Below are 16,512 nucleotides of genomic sequence, written 5' to 3' on the forward strand. Positions count from 1 at the left end.
CCCTTGTTATCGGCCTTAACGGCGCTTTTTTGTTTATGTTTTTGCCAAGGCTTGCTATGACGACGATTAACGCCCTCGCCTGGGTATCAGGCTCGGATGCACCAGAACGGAGCATTGTAAATCTGGGCTTCATGCCCCTGACCGACGCTGCCTCGCTGATCGTGGCAGCCACTCAAGGATTTGCTCAACCCTACGGATTGACCCTGCACCTACATCGTCAGCCGTCCTGGTCAGCCCTGAGGGATCGCCTACTCAATGGCGAGCTAGATGCGGCGCACAGCCTGTACAGCATGATCTATGGCCTGCAATTGGGGCTGGGCAGCTCGTCACCTACCGACATGGCTGTCCTGATGGGCTTGGCCCAGAATGGGCAAAGCATCAACCTCTCAGCCTCGCTCGCGACCGAAGGTGTCACTACAGCTGAAGCACTGGCACACCGTATTCAGCAGTCTTCGCAGGCTCCGCTTGTGCTGGCGCATACCCTACCCACCGGGACTCATGCGCTCTGGCTGTACTACTGGCTGGCCGCCAAAGGCATCCATCCGCTGGAAGATGTGAGCACCGCTGTGGTGCCTCCACCGATGATGGTGGAGCATTTACGCGCCGGCCGAATCGATGGGTATTGTGTAGGCGAGCCCTGGGGCGCCTCGGCCATTGAGCAAGGCCTGGGCGTGACCCTGGCTACAACGCAATCCATCTGGCCGGATCATCCAGAAAAGGTGTTGGCCTGTACCCGTGCGTTTGCCGAGCAGAACCCCAACACGGCCCGCGCCTTGATCTGTGCCCTGCTCGATGCCAGCCGGTTCATCGAGGAAAGCCTCGAGAATCGTCGCAGCACTGCACAACTGATCAGCGGCGCCGCTTATGTCAATGCACCGGTAAGCGCCATCGAGCCGCGCATGTTAGGTCAGTACACAAATGGACTGGGGCAGCGCTGGCAGGATGAGCATCCCCTGCGCTTCTTTCATAAGGGTGCAGTCAATATACCCTATCTATCAGATGGCATGTGGTTCATGACTCAATTCCGCCGCTGGGGTCTTTTGCGCAATGACCCTGACTACGTGGGAGTGGCCCGTCAGGTACAGCAGCTCTCGCTTTACGGCGAGGCGGCAGCGCGTATAGGCGTGGAGGTTCCTGATCAGCCCCTGCGCAGCGCTACGCTCATTGACGGCCGGGTATGGGATGGACAGGATCCGGCAGGCTACGCCCGCAGCTTTACCCTGCATGCCCTGGCTGACGCCATGCTTAATCCACTGACTTGACTTCGAGGCGACAAGCACCATGCGCATTCTGCTTATCGACGACACCCCGAAGAAGGTAGGCCGCCTGAAGGCCGCCCTGCTGGAAGCCGGCTTTGACGTAATCGAAGAGTCCGGCCTGACCATAGACCTGCCCGCCCGAATCGAAGCGATCCGCCCCGATGTCATCCTGTTCGACACCCAGTCGCCCAGCCGTGACGTTATGGATCAGGTATGCCTGGTGACGCGAGACCGCCCTCGGCCAATCGTCATGTTTACCGACGAGCACGATCCGGATGTCATGCGCCAGGCCATTCAGTCAGGCGTCAGCGCCTATATTGTGGAAGGCATTCATGCCCAACGGTTGCAACCGATCCTCGACGTGGCCATGGCACGCTTCGAAACCGATCAGGCTCTGCGCGCCCAGCTGCAGGCACGGGAACAGCAACTAGCCGAGCGCAAGCGAATCGAGCTGGCGAAAGGCATGTTGATGAAAATGCGGGACTGCAATGAGGAACAGGCTTACACCCTGATGCGCCGCCAGGCCATGAGTAAACAGCAGAAGCTCGTTCAGGTCGCCGAGCAGATCATCTCCATGAACGAGCTGCTCGGCATGTAAAGCCCCTCATTGACGTTGTTGCACGGAGTGCGCTGGCGAGGTTGGCAGCGCAGTGACCGTCTGACTCAAGCAGACCCGGTTGCGGCCCTGCCGCTTGGCTTCGTAGAGCGCCTTGTCAGCGGCCTGCAGCAGTTCCTCGGCTTTCTGGCCGCTCTGTGGATACATGGCAATACCCAGCGAAATGGTGACCGGGCCCAGAGGTGCACCGCCATAGACCAGTTGCATGTGACTGACCGCCTCACGTAGCGCCTCGCAACGCGCCAGGGCGCCTGCCTGGGTGCACTCGGGCAATACCAGGGCAAACTCCTCTCCACCAAAGCGGCAGGCCAGATCACTAGCCCTGACCAGGCGTTTAACCTCCACGGCCAAATGCCTTAAGACCGCATCGCCAGCCTCATGGCCGTGAGTATCGTTAAACCGTTTGAAGTGATCCACGTCGAACAGCACGACAGCCGTTGTCGTCTGGTTGCGACTGGCACGCAGCAGTTCGCGGCTCAGAGTCTCATCGAGGAAACGGCGGTTGTGCAGTCCGGTCAGCGCATCCACGATGGACTGATGACGCAGGCTGTCACGCAGGGCCAGGTTCGCCACGCCCAGGGATACCTGCTCGGCAAAGGCTTCGGCCAGCTTGAGTCCTGAGGTGGGATGCTCGCACAGCGTCAACACACCGATAGGCTCACCCTGCGCCATCAGTGGCACACAGATGTAGCCGCCTTGCGCCTGGACGACATTGACCAGATGGGGACAGACCAGATCCTTGGTTACGTCCTGGACATCATGGGTCTGCCCACGACGCACCGACCAACACTGGTGAGGCTCGAACATAGTCTTCTGCTCAACCCAGCCGTTCCAGGCTCCTGCGAGTTCCAGGACATCCCGCGAGGGGTGATACAGATGAATACACCCTGGGGCGGATCCGAACAGCTGGCTGGCGAACCGGGTGATGATGTCGTAGCACTCGGCAAAGTCCGTAGTTGAATGCAAAGCGCTGGCCATACGGCTCATGAGCTCCGTTTCACGGTTGCGCAGTTCGAGCTGTTGCATGCCGTCGCTTAATTGCTCTGAGAGTTCAAGCAGGCGTTTTTCGCTTGTCTTGGTCTCATTTAGTACGCGGAACGTGAACTTATAAAGAATCGCAACGAGGACCAGATCGAGCATGGCAATAAGCAGGAGCGCAATACGGATGATCTGACGACGCCATTCCACCTGCCGGGACAGCAATAGGCTCTCTTGCGACATACGATTTTCAATCGTGGCGACTTCCTGTCGAATGGTATCCATGAGCCGTTTTCCCTCCCCCGTGCTGACCCGTGCTACTGCCTCGGACAGCCCCCGCTCACGGCGCAGCTGAATAGTGCCATTCCAATAGGCTCGCTGCTGACCGATCATATCCTGAAGGGCAGCAAACTCAGGGTACTGCTTCGCATCCATTGCTTGCCGCAAGGGAATCACAAGATGGTCGACCTCGGCATATCCTTGAAACAGAGGCGTCAGATAATCTTCACGGCCTGTAATGATGAACCCACGCTGGCCGGTTTCACCATCCTTGATTGCTGAAAATAAGCGCTGCAGCTGTTGGAGGCGCATTTCAGCTGCTTCGTAGTTATCCAGGCCGCTGCGAATCCAGCTGGTGCTGCTAAGAGGCACAATCACATTGAGAACCAGCATGGCGATGATTAGGCTGAATCGGCTACGCAACTGCGAAGCAGTCTTGGTCATTGCTTGTTTCCAGGAGATGCATCTATCGGATTAGAAGTCTAGCCGCTGCTGATCAATCCATAAGCAGTGTTTGCAGGAAGCAATCGAGCAAAAAGGCAGAACAACGGTCATACCGGTAAGTCTGCCTGTTTTTTCCGGCAGGCGACAGGTTTGTTCGATCTCTCTTGAAGGCGGCCCCTATCTAGGCTATAAGCCCGGAAACCCCGTATGGACATCATCATGCTCAAACACTTGATCGGTCTGTTCAGAGCGCCTTCGGAAGAAGAGCGGAAATTGGCGCAAACGATCAACAACTCGTACAAGTCCCTTCGGGTCGTGGGCCGCGGTACCATCCGGATTGATCCTGAAGAAGTGTTCGACTCGCCGGAGTTCAAGCAGGATCTCGACCGAGCCAAGCGCCTTATCAACGGCTAAATGTTTCTTCTCCTTCTTCTGCCTATCCTGGTTAGCGGGTTTCTCGTCTGTCACAAGCACCCGCTTTTCTACTATCGCCTGCATCGCTACGAGGGACAGTATCTCTATTTGCAGAGCGCCCGACTGGGTCTGTTTTGCGCGCTTCTTTCGCTGACCCTCAACCTCATCCTGTTTCTGCTCGTGGCCCAGCATGACTGGACGGTGGCAGGCCGTACCTTTTCGCTCGATTACTTTTCCGGCCTGGCAAGCCTGATCCTGCGGACCCATGCCATTGAGGATGCGAGCCAGGCCGCCCAGCTCTCCTGGATTCTTATCCTTACCGTGACCGCACTCATGATCCCAAGGCCCTGGGCATTTCTGGCCAAGGCTTACATCAAGCGGCGGCATGGGTTGAAGGAAGAGAACTATGCGATGTTTCTCATGGCCGGCATTCTCAAGGACAGCCCGTTGGATGACCTGCTATTCAATGCCACGATCAACCGTGAAACCCTGATGCTCTCCCTGGAGGAGCGCAAGGTCTATGTAGGCAAGATCACGACTCTGGGCGAACCCAGCGAAACGGAAGGTGCCGATCAGGAGGTCTGCATCAAGCCGATCATGAGTGGCTATCGGGACAAGGACAAACTCTGGGTAACGTTCACGACCCACTATGCCGATGCGGACAAGGATATTTACCTCACGCTGAAGCAGAGCCAGATCCTGTCTGCGACCAAGTTCGACTTTGATGCCTACGAGCGCTTTGTCCGCAGTAAAAAGCCGGACCATGTAACGTCTTAACAAGACGATGCCTGTGCCCCATATCCGGGCATGTCTATCCACGATGCGCTGTAATGATTCAGACGGGCGGATGGTCTGACGTTAAAACCGCAGGCTAGAGCGCTTTGCTGACTTGGCGTGGCGTTTGCTAATCCATCCGTAACGGTAGCCAACGGCGGTTACCCACCTACGACAAAGGCGTCGCGTTGCTCCTGCTCCGGCAGAGGGCAACGTGGCGCCTTTGTCGTTTCTGCCCCAATGCCCGGGGCGGGTGGACGCTCCGCGGTTGTGCTGAATGCCTGGCATTTCACAACGCACGTCAGGCGCGTTCGCCTTGTGATGTTCGAACTGAGGCCCTGCCGCGTGGCGGGTACATCGTTGATTACGAGGTGCACGAATGAACACGAGTTTCTGGAAAGCCGGCCATGCGCCGACCCTGTTCGCCGCGTTTCTATATTTCGATCTGAGTTTCATGGTCTGGTACGTGCTTGGCCCGCTGGCCGTGCAGATCGCGGCCGACCTGCAACTGACGACTCAGCAACGCAGCATGATGGTCGCCACGCCCATTCTGGCAGGCGCCGTGCTGCGTCTGATCCTCGGCTTTGTGGCTGACACGCTCTCGCCCAAGACCGCAGGCATTATTGGCCAGATCGCCGTCATCGCGGCGCTATTCGTGGCGTGGCAGATGGGTATCGACAGTTACGAGCAGGCTCTGCTGCTAGGACTCTTCCTGGGTTTTGCCGGCGCTTCCTTTGCCGTCGCCCTACCGCTGGCCTCGCAATGGTATCCGCCGCAGCATCAGGGCAAGGCCATGGGCATTGCAGGTGCCGGCAACTCGGGAACGGTCTTCGCGGCGCTGTTCGCTCCTGGTCTTGCAAAACTGTTCGGCTGGACCAACGTCTTTGGCTGGGCGTTGATTCCGTTGGTCGCTACGCTCGTCTTCTTCGTATTGTTTGCACGCAATGCACCGCAGCGGCCTGCGCCGAAGAAACTAGCCGACTATGCCAAGGCCCTGGGTGACCAGGACAGCTGGTGGTTCATGTTTTTCTATAGCGTGACCTTTGGTGGTTTTCTCGGGCTTGCCAGTACCCTGCCGGGTTACTTTCATGACCAATATGGCCTGGAGCCCGTCGTTGCCGGCTATTACACCGCTGCCTGCGTCTTTGGCGGTAGCCTGATGCGGCCGCTGGGTGGCGCGCTGGCTGATCGGATTGGCGGTATCCGCTGCCTGTTGGGCATGTATACCGTGGCAGCTGTTTGTATTGCCGCAGTAGGCTTCCATCTACCCAGTGCAACGGCCGCCCTGGGGCTGTTCGTAGTCGCCATGCTGAGCCTGGGCGCAGGCAATGGCTCGGTTTTCCAGCTGGTGCCGCAGCGCTTTCGCAAGGAGATCGGCGTCATGACTGGCTTGATCGGTATGGCGGGCGGTATCGGAGGCTTTGTCCTGACGGCGGGCCTTGGTGCCATCAAGCAATCCACCGGTGATTATCAGCTGGGCCTCTGGCTATTCGCCTGCCTGGGCGTACTGGCCTGGTTTGGTCTGCTGAGTGTGAAGCGGCGTTGGAGAACCACCTGGGGATCGGCGGCCGTGTCTGCTGCACGCGTTTAACTCGAAGCGCCCGTCAAACGACGGGCATTTCGCTTCTAAACCTCTCTACTTCCTGACCGAATCCATGCCCCTTACCTTGAGCATCGGTGAAGCCACGGCCACCGGTCCACGACCGGAAAACCAGGACGCCCTGCGTAGCGTCACGCCGGCTCCCGCTCTGGCACTCAGCAAGGGGCATCTGTTTACCCTGGCCGATGGAGTAAGCCACTGCGCCGACGGCGGATTGGCTGCCCGCTCAACCGTACAGGCGGTGGCGATGGATTATTACTCAACGCCCGAAACCTGGCCTATTGCACAGTCACTGGATCGTCTGCTCCTGGCACAGAACCGCTGGCTACAAGCCGGGGCCCAAGGCCAGCCGTTACTGACGACGCTGACGGCCCTTGTGCTCAGAGGGCACCGCTACACCCTTGCCCATGTAGGCGATTGTCGGGCCTATCACCTTAGAGGCCAGACACTCTCCTGTCTGACAGAAGACCACGTCTGGCAACAGCCCGGCATGCAACATGTTCTGACACGTGCTCTGGGGCTGGAAGCTCATCTGATCGTGGACTTTCATGAAGGTGATCTGCAAATCGGTGATTGCTTCCTGCTGGTCAGTGATGGGGTCTGGGCCTGCCTGGGTGATGCGGCTATACGACGTATATTGCTGGATGAAGCCAACCCCATGTCAGTGGCCCATGCCTTGATCCACGCAGCCCATTTGGCGGGCAGTCAGGACAATGCCAGTGCATTACTGGTACGTGTTGACGCCCTGCCTGACAAACCCTTGGCGGATGCCCTCGCCGAGGTAGCGGGCTGGCCTGTTCCACCACGACTCAAAGAGGGCCAGATGTTCGAGGGCTGGCAGGTCGAACAACGCCTGGCGATCTCTCAGCAGTCCTGGCTGTATCGCGTGCGTGACAGCGCCGGGCGGCCCTGGCTGCTCAAGACTCTCGCCCCAGGTCAGCAAGGTGATACCCAGGCCATGCAGGCGCTCCTGATGGAGGAGTGGTTTCTGCGCCGGGTCGCCGGAAGGGCTTTTGTCGAACTGCATCCACTGCCTCAACGTCAGCACCTGTATTACGTACAGCGTGAATACCCGGGCCGCACGCTGGCTGTCCAATTCAAACAGGCCGGTCCATTTCCGCTTGGCGAATGGCTGGATACCGCAACCCGCCTCTTGCGCGCTCTGGGTCAACTGCATCGGCGCAATATTCTGCACCGGGATATCAAACCCGAGAATCTGCACCGGGGCAATGATGGCGAACTCAGGCTACTGGACTTTGGCCTTGCCTATTGCCCTGGCCTTTCCCATGAATGCGAGGGCGCAGTGCCGGGTACGCCCAGCTATCTGGCGCCCGAAACGTTCGAAGGTGCCGCACCAGGGCCGCAGCAGGATCTCTTTGCAGTAGGCGTTACGCTCTATTACCTGCTGACAGGCCATTATCCCTACGGAGAAATAGAGGCCTTCCAGCGACCGCGTTTTCAACAGCCGGAACGTGTGCTGCGCTATCGGCACGACGTACCGCTCTGGCTGAACGACTGGTTACTGCGCGGTGTAGCGGTCGATCCAGCCCAGCGTTTCGAGACGGCAGAGGAAGCCTTATTACTTTTGGAGCAAGGCGAGCGGCAACCTGTATTACCGCCCAAGGCATTGCTAGAGCGCGAGCCACTGAAATTCTGGCGTACAGTGGCCTGCGTTTCGTTACTGATCAACCTCGCCGCTGTGCTGCTCTGGTTGTATCGCCATTGATCGATCTGACGAGCCAGCCAGCCAAGGCCAGCTCGCCTGTTTCAGTTGAGCTTGTTCGCGGGCGGTTGCGTTGACGGGCTCGTACTGGCCACGGTTGCCCCTGAGAGCTGACGGCAGCTGGCAAACAAATCCAGCTCTGCGTTATAGACCTGGGTATGGACACGCAGGAGACCCAACATGGAATGGAACAGGTTGTCCTGGCTGAGCGAGTCATTCCGGTGGACCGCTACACACTGGCTATTCATCCCCATCGACTGCTGATACGGCTGAGAAAACCACGCTACGCTGGCGATATGCTTCTGCTGATCCGGCGCTACGGCGTACGGCATGCCATGAAGAAATACATTGTACTCACCCAATGACTCACCATGATCGGACAGGTAGAACATGGCGGTACTCACCTTGTCCTGGTTGTTACGCAGGGTATTGATCAGGCTCGCCAGGACATGATCAGTGTAGCGAATGGTGTTGTCATATCCATTCACGATACTTTCCCGTGAGCACTGGCTCAGCTCGTTGTTCTTGCATACCGGGGTGAAGTGCTCGAAGGCCGCCGGGTAGCGTTTGAAGTAGGCCGGGCCGTGGCTGCCCATCTGGTGGAGCACCAGCACGGTGTCGCGCTGCATGTGATCGATGATGCCCTGTATATCCTTGAGCAGGATTTCATCATGACACTCGCCATCGCTGCAGAATGCCGGGTCCTGAGCCTTTGTCAGGCTTTCGAAGGCCACACGGTTACAGGTTTCCTTGCAGCCGGCCTGATTGTCGCGCCAGATCACGTCATATCCAGCCCGCTTAAGCACATCAAGCAGGTTCTCCTGACTTTTGGCCACACTGTCACTGTAATGCGCGCGGGTCAGATTGGAGAACATGCAGGGTACGGATACTGCCGTCTCGGTGCCGCAGGAATGCATATCGGTAAAGCTGATCACGCCCTCCTCCTGGCGCAGCTCGGGCGTTGTATCGCGGCCATAGCCATCCAGGCCAAAGTTGTCGGCACGTGCGCTTTCCCCAACGACCAGAACAGTCAATGTCTTGTGCGCACCGGCGCTGACGGGCGCCAGGCGTACAGCATCCGTACCGATCTCGCGCAGCGGACCCTTGGGTTTGGCCGTCGCGTCATGAACATAGCTGATCAAGGCACCCACAGAATTGCTGGGCGTCAGCTGCATATGGATCTCATGATGGTTACGGAACAGGGAAGACAGACTTTGATAGTTGAGCATGGCCACGCCGACTATAACCGCGGCGGTTAGGCCGCTGGCAATGGATTTGTTCAACAGCTCGCGCGGCCACCGGCGATACTGAACCGGTGTCCTCCAGAGCAGCCAGACCGGCAGCGCGCCGAGCAGAAGCAGATAGGCAGCCAGCTTGAATGACAGCAGATCCACCACTTCAGCCGTGTCAGTCTCCAGCGTGTTACGGAGCATCTCGGTATCGATCATGACACCGTACTGGTTCATGAAATAGGCAACCCCTGCGGCACTCAGAAAGAGCACACTTAGCAGCGGCTTGAAAACCCAGCGAAAGGCAAAAAAGGTCAGAATCAGGTTGAACGCTGCCAAGAACAGAACAGCCACTGCGCCCAAGGTGAGCACACCTTTCATATCGAGAGGTGTCACCACGTCGAACAGGTGAGTCCACAGTGGGACGTTGTAAAAAATCAGGAAAGCCGCACTCACGATCAGCGTGAGCCACTCGGGACGAACCGGTCTCAACTTCAGCATCTCGTACAACTCTTGAAATAAGATGACAAAAGTGTGGTGAGGGGCTCGTCAACGTTTCGTGAAGAAAGCCTTGTAAAAACGTTTCACTTAATTGCTTCTCAAACTGCCCCTCAAGGGTGTAAAAGAGAGAAGGAACCGTGATTCCAGACGGCATGCTTGCTAAGCTCCAAGCATAACCCTCAATAAGAAGATCATAGGGAGCTCCTCATGGCCCGCATCGAACTCAATCTTCCAAGCGACCAGTTTTATTTTACTACCCATCAAACGGTCCGCAGTACCGACATCAATGCCGGTGGCCACTTGAGTAACGAGTCGATGATTTCCATGATTTCAGAAGCTCGTACACGCTTCATGTTTTACTACGGTATCCGGGATGGTGCCGAGGATGGCATCGGCACCATGGTGACGGATCTTGCGACCGTTTATCTGGCTGAAGCCTTTGCGCGGGACAAGCTGCAATTTGACATTGGGGTCATGGACTTCAATAAATACGGGGGCGATATCATCTTCCGCATTACTCGGCCGGATACCGACACCACCATTGCGCTCGCCAAGTGCGGTTTTGTCTTTTACAACTATCGCGAAAAGCATATCGAGCCTATGCCCAAGCCTTTCCACCGTATTTTCCCCAAGGTTAATTGGGTCAGTGATCGGCCAGCGTCCAGCACGCAGAACGTCACGCCTATCAAGGAAAGTTCGCACGGATAATGTGCAATGCGCTTCAAAGTGGTGCAAAAAAGCTCAGAATAGTCAGGATCTCCTGACAAAAATAGAGCCAGGTCAGGCAGTTACATTCTTGGCACGTCCCCTGCTTAGTATCTAGGCAGACATCAAGCGCAGCCTTCAACGGCGAACGGCAGCGCTCCCCCGACAGGCCTATGCAGGCCGATAACGGGACCGGACAAAGGCGTCCTCGCATTCATGTGCGGGACGCCTTTTTTGTTGCCTCGATTTCAAGCACGCCCGGTGGGCAGCTTGCGGAGACGCCTGATGAAAAAGCTCAAGCTGGTACTGATCGGCAATGGCATGGCTGGGGTACGCACCCTGGAAGAACTGTTCAAACTCGCCCCTGACCTGTATGACGTAACAGTCTTTGGCGCAGAACCACACCCGAACTATAACCGCATCCTGCTATCCCCCGTTCTGGCTGGCGAGCAGACCTTTGAGGAGATCGTCCTGAACGACCTCAACTGGTACGCCGAGCACGCTATCGAGCTGCATCTCAATCGCAGGGTTACGGAAATCGATCGTCAGAACCGCCGCGTCATAGCCGAAGACGGCACCGTGGCAGAGTATGATCGACTCATCATTGCCACCGGCTCCAACCCCTTCATTCTGCCCATTCCGGGCAAGGATCTGGAGGGTGTGATTGGTTATCGTGACATTGCCGATACCCAAGCCATGATCGATACGGCAGCCACGCATCGCCACGCAGTGGTTATCGGCGGTGGCCTCCTGGGTCTGGAAGCGGCCAACGGCCTCAAGCTACGCGGCATGGACGTCACCGTCGTTCATATCGGTGACTGGCTGATGGAGCGCCAGCTGGACAAGACGGCTGGCAACCTTTTGCAGACCGCCCTGGAAAGCCGTGGCCTCAACTTTCTGCTGCCCAAGCAGACCGCCGAGCTGCTCGATGACGGCAAAGGTCGTGTCTGCGCCGTTCGTTTCGCCGATGGTGATCAAATACCTGCTGATCTGGTCGTGATGGCTGCCGGCATTCGTCCCAACTATACGCTGGCTGAATCAGCCGGATTGACCTGTAACCGCGGCCTGACCGTCGACGATACGATGCGCACTTCAGATCCAGACATCTTCGCCGTAGGAGAATGCGCAGCGCACCGAGGCATTGCCTATGGCCTGGTAGCCCCCTTGTTCGAACAGGCCAAGGTGTGTGCCAATCATCTGGCCCTTCAGGGCACCGCCGAATATCACGGCTCGGTGACGTCTACCAAACTCAAGGTTACGGGCATCGACCTGTTTTCTGCCGGGGACTTCATGGGCGGTGAAGGCTGTGAGGAGATCACCCTCTCCGATCCTATTGGCGGTATCTACAAGAAACTGGTGATAAGAGACGACATTCTCGTCGGCGCGTGCCTGTACGGCGATACGGCAGATGGCGGCTGGTACTTTCGCCAGATTCGTGAGAATCACAACGTCAGCGAAATCCGTGACCTGCTCATGTTTGGCGAGCATGCCATAGGCGATGCAGGCCATCAGGGGCAGGACAAGGCCATGCTGATGAGCGACGAAATGGAGGTCTGCGGATGCAACGGCGTCTGCAAGGGCACTATCGTCAAGGCCATCACTGAAAACAACCTGCTCTCCGTGGATGAGGTGAAAAAGCACACCAAGGCGGCCAGCTCCTGCGGCTCCTGCACCGGTCTGGTAGAGCAGATCCTGATCAATACGGTGGGCGGTGCGGCCGATGTGAAGCCCAAGAGCGAAAAACCGGTATGTAACTGCACTGACCATACCCATGGCTTCGTTCGTCAGGCCATCCGTGAGCAGCACCTGACGACCATTCCCGAAGCCATGACGGCCCTGGGCTGGAAAACGCCTAATGGCTGCGCCACCTGCCGCCCGGCACTCAATTACTACCTGATCTCCACGTGGCCGAGCGAAGCCAAGGACGATCCGCAGTCCCGCTTCATCAACGAACGCGCACACGCCAACATTCAGAAAGACGGCACCTATTCGGTTATTCCCCGTATGTGGGGCGGCGTAACCAGCGCAGCGGAACTGCGTCGTATCGCGGACGTGGCCGACAAATATAAGGTGCCCATGGTGAAAGTCACCGGAGGCCAGCGCATCGACCTGCTGGGTATCAAGAAGCAGGATTTGCCCGGGGTCTGGAAGGATCTGGACATGCCGTGCGGCCATGCCTATGGCAAATCCATCCGCACCGTGAAGACTTGCGTGGGCAGCGAGTTCTGCCGCTTTGGCACCCAGAACTCGACCCAGATGGGAATTGATCTGGAACATGCCCTGTTCGGCATGTGGTCACCGCACAAGGTCAAGCTGGCCGTCTCCGGGTGCCCGCGCAACTGCGCCGAATCCGGTATTAAGGACGTGGGCATCATTGGTGTGGACTCCGGTTGGGAGTTGTATATCGGTGGTAATGGCGGCATCAAGACCGAAGCTGGCGAATTCTTTACCAAGGTGAAAACGGCTGAAGAGGTCATGGAGTACAGCCTGGCCTTTATCGAGCTGTACCGCCAGGAGGCCTTCTACCTCGAACGGACCGTGCACTACATGCAGCGCGTGGGCCTTGAGCACATCAAGACTGCCATTCTGGACGATGCCGAGCGGCGCAAAGACCTCTATCAGCAGCTGATGTTCGCCCTGTCGCTGGAACAGGACCCCTGGAAGGCGCGCATCGAACAGACGGCGCTCAAGAAGGAATTCGAACGGATTCCGGTGGCGGCGCTATAGACGTCTCTTGATCGATGGGTATCGCTTCGCTCACTACCCTCCTGCGGAGCGGCCCATCGCGTATCCCTTTTACGCGACTTGAACAGGATTACCTCATGAACTGGCTGAATATCTGCGCATTGACCGATATCCCTCAACTGGGCGCCCGGGTCATCGAAGGTCCCAAAGGCGACATTGCTCTCTTCCGCACGTCTTCTGACGATGTCTTTGCCCTGGATGATCGTTGCCCGCACAAGCACGGCCCGCTGTCTCAGGGCATCGTCTTTGGCAAGACCGTGGCCTGCCCATTGCACAACTGGCAGATTGCTCTCGACTCCGGTGAAGCCCTGGCCCCGGATGTAGGGTGCGCCCACCGTTATCCGGTCAGAGTAGAAGACGGACGCGTCTATCTCGCTCTGGAGAAGACGCGCCGCAGCGCTCACATCATTGCCAGCACGACTGCCGCCTAATCGTTTGACCTGGCTCGCCGCCGGGCCCGCGTGAACAGAATGGAGCACCCCATGACCATCCATCCTCACGAGCCGCGTGATGGCGCTGCTACTCAGATCACTGCTTCAACCTGCTGTTATTGCGGCGTAGGGTGTGGCGTGCTGATCGAACATGACGGTACTCGCATCCTGAATGCGACGGGCGATCCTGCCCATCCAGCCAATTACGGGAGGCTCTGTAGCAAAGGCGCTACGCTGCACCTGACCGGCGATCTGGATGCACGTGCGCTCTATCCCGAACTACGCCTGGGCAAGACGCTGGCACGCAGCCGGACCGATTGGGACAGCGCGCTTGACCACGCTGCCACCGTCTTTGCCGACACCCTCCGCGAGCATGGCCCGGACAGCGTGGCCTTCTATATCTCCGGCCAGCTGCTGACCGAGGACTACTATGCCTTCAACAAGCTGGCCCGTGCCCTGATCGGTACCAACAACATCGACAGCAACTCCCGGCTATGCATGTCGTCCGCGGTGGTCGGTTACAAGCGCAGCCTGGGAGCCGATGCGCCACCCTGCTCTTATAAGGATATCGAACACGCACAGACCCTGCTGATTGCAGGCAGCAACATGGCCTATGCCCATCCGGTCCTGTTCAGACGCCTGGAAGAAGCAAAGGCCCAGCAACCCGACATGAAAATCATTGTGGTCGATCCGCGCCGTACCGACACCTGTGAGTTGGCCGACCTGCACCTGGCCATTCAGCCGGGCACCGATGTTGCGCTCTTCCACGGCATCCTGCACCTGCTGCTCTGGGAGGGTTGGACCGACCGTCGCTATATCGATGCCCATACCGAGGGGTTTGATGCCCTGAAAGCGCTGGTGCGAGACTATAACCCCAGCATGGTGGCAGAGCTGTGCGGCATTACCGTAGAGGCATTGACGACCTGCGCCCGATGGATTGGCGAATCGCCCGCGTTTCTGTCGCTCTGGTGCATGGGGCTGAATCAGTCCACTGCAGGCGTGGCCAAGAACTCAGCCTTGATCAATCTGCACCTGGCAACAGGCCAGATCGGCAAACCCGGTGCCGGTCCCTTCTCGCTGACCGGCCAGCCCAACGCCATGGGAGGACGTGAGACCGGCAGCCTGTCGAACCTGCTTCCTGGTCATCGTGAGGTAGCCGATCCTGGTCACCGTAGCGAAGTCGCGGCTTACTGGGGTATCGACGCGCTGCCTGAAACGCCCGGCCTTTCGGCTATCGAACTGTTCGATGCGGTGCACAGCGGCAAAATCAAGGCACTCTGGATTGCCTGTACCAATCCGGCTCAGTCCGTACCAGATCAGGCCAAAATTCATGAAGCCCTGGCCAGCTGTCCGTTCGTAGTGGTTCAGGAAGCCTTTCTCACGACCGAAACCTGTCGCTATGCCGACTTGCTGCTTCCCGCGGCCAGTTGGGGCGAGAAGGAAGGAACGGTAACCAACTCCGAGCGACGCATCAGCCATGTGCGCCGCGCCATCGCCGCACCGGGTGAAGCACGCCCGGACTGGACCATTGCTCTTGACTTTGCCCGCCGGCTGGAAAGCCGCCTGTACCCTGAGCAAAGCAGCCGATTCGTCTTCCCGACACCTGAAGCGCTCTTTGAGGAATACAAGCACCTGACGACAGGACGTGACCTGGACCTTTCCGGTATCAGCTATTCGCTGATCGATGCCCATGGGCCCCAACAATGGCCGTTTCCCACCGGCGCCAGCCAGGGCACGCCCCGCCTGTATGAAAACGGTGTGTTTCCCACAACGTCAGGGCGGGCGCGCTTTGTTGCCGACGAGTACGCCGCGCCGAAAGAGAAGCGTGATGCCCGCTATTCGCTGACCCTCAATACTGGCCGCCTACGCGACCAATGGCATGGCATGAGCCGTACCGGCACGGCGGCGCGGTTATTCAGCCATGTGGAGGAGCCGCTTCTCTCCCTGCACCCGGACGATATGCGCCGCCGTCGGCTGATGAGCGGCCAGCTGACCCGTGTCAAAAGCCGTCGCGGCAGTCTTCTGGTCCGTGTCGAGTCGGACGAGAACATCAGACCGGGTCAAGCGTTCCTGCCCATGCACTGGGGGGATCGCTTTCTCAAAGGGCTCGGTATCAATGCCCTCACCCTCTCGGAATTCGATCCGCTCTCCAAGCAACCGGAGCTCAAACATGCCGGCATTGAAGTGGAAAGGGTAGAACTCCCCTGGGAGCTGTACGCACTGGTAGAAGGCCATGCACAAATGCGCTTCGAAACCCTGCGCCCACTGTTTGAAACCTTTAGCCATGCCAGTCTTACCCTGACTGGCCGAGACCGTCCGGCCCTGCTTATTCGCGCTGCACATGGAGAGTCACCCGACAAGGCCCTGCTTGCACAGATCTATGATGGCCTTAACCTGCTGGACGGACCGGTCATGGCCTATGACGATGCGCGCCGCCAAGTGGGTAAGCGGGTTCGTATCGAGGCGGGCCGTATTACCGCGTTCTGCCTGACAGGTGAAACAGCAGCACGGCGCTGGCTCAAGAGTCTGTGGGAAGAAGGTCGAGCGGATCAGGACCTGCGCCGCTGGTTGTTGGCGCCCCTCAGCACGCCCCCTGGCAGCCAGACCGGGGTTAGTTGCAAAACGCTTTGCAACTGCATGAATGTCAGCGAAGCCGCCATTCGCGGCGGTATCGCTGAAGGGCTTGACCTGAACGGGCTGAAGGAGTCGCTGGGCTGTGGTACGCAGTGCGGCTCCTGTGTTCCAGAGATCAAGCGCTTGCTGGCACGGACACCTGTCCATACCTGAAACGTCGGCAATAAGGCGCACCGTTTA

12 protein-coding genes are annotated in these 16,512 nt (G+C 58.2%); 10 read left to right on the forward strand and 2 right to left on the reverse strand.

Annotated elements, in window-relative coordinates; all coding sequences use genetic code 11:
• Nucleotides 1-56: 56 nt before the first annotated feature.
• Nucleotides 57-1,262, forward strand: a complete 1,206-nt coding sequence (locus tag AC4LF3_RS12920; protein WP_491835429.1) for a CmpA/NrtA family ABC transporter substrate-binding protein — start codon at nt 57-59, stop codon at nt 1,260-1,262.
• Between the two features lie 19 nt (nt 1,263-1,281).
• Nucleotides 1,282-1,857 (forward strand): ANTAR domain-containing response regulator, encoded by a 576-nt coding sequence (locus AC4LF3_RS12925; RefSeq protein ID WP_010794985.1) that lies wholly within the window; start codon nt 1,282-1,284, stop codon nt 1,855-1,857.
• A 6-nt stretch (nt 1,858-1,863) separates the two neighbouring features.
• On the opposite strand, the gene AC4LF3_RS12930 is transcribed toward AC4LF3_RS12925, so the two are convergent.
• The gene (locus tag AC4LF3_RS12930; RefSeq protein WP_286787600.1) at nt 1,864-3,576 is read right to left on the reverse strand and encodes a diguanylate cyclase; all 1,713 of its coding nucleotides are present in this window, start codon (nt 3,574-3,576) and stop codon (nt 1,864-1,866) included.
• A 219-nt stretch (nt 3,577-3,795) separates the two neighbouring features.
• Between AC4LF3_RS12930 and AC4LF3_RS12935 the strand changes: the two genes are divergently transcribed.
• The 4 genes from AC4LF3_RS12935 (at nt 3,796) to AC4LF3_RS12950 (ending at nt 8,090) form a co-directional block, all read left to right on the forward strand.
• The gene (locus tag AC4LF3_RS12935; RefSeq protein WP_037030397.1) at nt 3,796-3,990 is read left to right on the forward strand and encodes a hypothetical protein; all 195 of its coding nucleotides are present in this window, start codon (nt 3,796-3,798) and stop codon (nt 3,988-3,990) included.
• Nucleotides 3,991-4,767, forward strand: a complete 777-nt coding sequence (locus AC4LF3_RS12940) for a hypothetical protein (protein ID WP_010794988.1) — start codon at nt 3,991-3,993, stop codon at nt 4,765-4,767.
• A gap of 376 nt (nt 4,768-5,143) precedes the next feature.
• Complete coding sequence (locus tag AC4LF3_RS12945; RefSeq protein WP_010794989.1) at nt 5,144-6,355, forward strand: nitrate/nitrite transporter; 1,212 nt, start codon at nt 5,144-5,146, stop codon at nt 6,353-6,355.
• Nucleotides 6,356-6,419: 64 nt separating this feature from the next.
• Entirely contained in the window at nt 6,420-8,090 is a 1,671-nt protein-coding gene (locus AC4LF3_RS12950) for a bifunctional protein-serine/threonine kinase/phosphatase (RefSeq protein WP_491835430.1), read from the forward strand.
• A gap of 41 nt (nt 8,091-8,131) precedes the next feature.
• On the opposite strand, the gene AC4LF3_RS12955 is transcribed toward AC4LF3_RS12950, so the two are convergent.
• Nucleotides 8,132-9,817, reverse strand: coding sequence for a phosphoethanolamine transferase (locus tag AC4LF3_RS12955; RefSeq protein ID WP_010794991.1), 1,686 nt, complete (start codon nt 9,815-9,817; stop codon nt 8,132-8,134).
• A 207-nt stretch (nt 9,818-10,024) separates the two neighbouring features.
• Between AC4LF3_RS12955 and AC4LF3_RS12960 the strand changes: the two genes are divergently transcribed.
• The 4 genes from AC4LF3_RS12960 to AC4LF3_RS12975 all read left to right on the forward strand — a co-directional run bounded on the left by AC4LF3_RS12960 (nt 10,025) and on the right by AC4LF3_RS12975 (nt 16,485).
• Nucleotides 10,025-10,525 (forward strand): thioesterase family protein, encoded by a 501-nt coding sequence (locus AC4LF3_RS12960; RefSeq protein WP_074823733.1) that lies wholly within the window; start codon nt 10,025-10,027, stop codon nt 10,523-10,525.
• A 282-nt stretch (nt 10,526-10,807) separates the two neighbouring features.
• The gene (gene nirB, locus AC4LF3_RS12965) at nt 10,808-13,249 is read left to right on the forward strand and encodes a nitrite reductase large subunit NirB (RefSeq protein ID WP_312271036.1); all 2,442 of its coding nucleotides are present in this window, start codon (nt 10,808-10,810) and stop codon (nt 13,247-13,249) included.
• 95 nt (nt 13,250-13,344) lie between these two features.
• On the forward strand, nt 13,345-13,698 hold the full coding sequence (gene nirD / locus AC4LF3_RS12970; protein ID WP_010794994.1) for a nitrite reductase small subunit NirD: 354 nt from the start codon (nt 13,345-13,347) through the stop codon (nt 13,696-13,698).
• Between the two features lie 51 nt (nt 13,699-13,749).
• Nucleotides 13,750-16,485, forward strand: a complete 2,736-nt coding sequence (locus tag AC4LF3_RS12975; protein WP_491835431.1) for a nitrate reductase — start codon at nt 13,750-13,752, stop codon at nt 16,483-16,485.
• Nucleotides 16,486-16,512 lie beyond the last annotated feature (27 nt).

The organism is Pseudomonas sp. C2.3V (genome assembly GCF_058536325.1).

Excerpts from the sequence above, each read along its gene's own strand:
- AC4LF3_RS12920 (WP_491835429.1), top strand. The coding sequence starts at position 57 with ATGACGACGATTAACGCCCTCGCCTGGGTATCAGGCTCGGATGCACCA.
- AC4LF3_RS12925 (WP_010794985.1), top strand. The coding sequence starts at position 1,282 with ATGCGCATTCTGCTTATCGACGACACCCCGAAGAAGGTAGGCCGCCTG.
- AC4LF3_RS12930 (WP_286787600.1), bottom strand. The coding sequence starts at position 3,576 with ATGACCAAGACTGCTTCGCAGTTGCGTAGCCGATTCAGCCTAATCATC.
- AC4LF3_RS12935 (WP_037030397.1), top strand. The coding sequence starts at position 3,796 with ATGCTCAAACACTTGATCGGTCTGTTCAGAGCGCCTTCGGAAGAAGAG.
- AC4LF3_RS12940 (WP_010794988.1), top strand. The coding sequence starts at position 3,991 with ATGTTTCTTCTCCTTCTTCTGCCTATCCTGGTTAGCGGGTTTCTCGTC.
- AC4LF3_RS12945 (WP_010794989.1), top strand. The coding sequence starts at position 5,144 with ATGAACACGAGTTTCTGGAAAGCCGGCCATGCGCCGACCCTGTTCGCC.
- AC4LF3_RS12950 (WP_491835430.1), top strand. The coding sequence starts at position 6,420 with ATGCCCCTTACCTTGAGCATCGGTGAAGCCACGGCCACCGGTCCACGA.
- AC4LF3_RS12955 (WP_010794991.1), bottom strand. The coding sequence starts at position 9,817 with ATGCTGAAGTTGAGACCGGTTCGTCCCGAGTGGCTCACGCTGATCGTG.
- AC4LF3_RS12960 (WP_074823733.1), top strand. The coding sequence starts at position 10,025 with ATGGCCCGCATCGAACTCAATCTTCCAAGCGACCAGTTTTATTTTACT.
- nirB (WP_312271036.1), top strand. The coding sequence starts at position 10,808 with ATGAAAAAGCTCAAGCTGGTACTGATCGGCAATGGCATGGCTGGGGTA.
- nirD (WP_010794994.1), top strand. The coding sequence starts at position 13,345 with ATGAACTGGCTGAATATCTGCGCATTGACCGATATCCCTCAACTGGGC.
- AC4LF3_RS12975 (WP_491835431.1), top strand. The coding sequence starts at position 13,750 with ATGACCATCCATCCTCACGAGCCGCGTGATGGCGCTGCTACTCAGATC.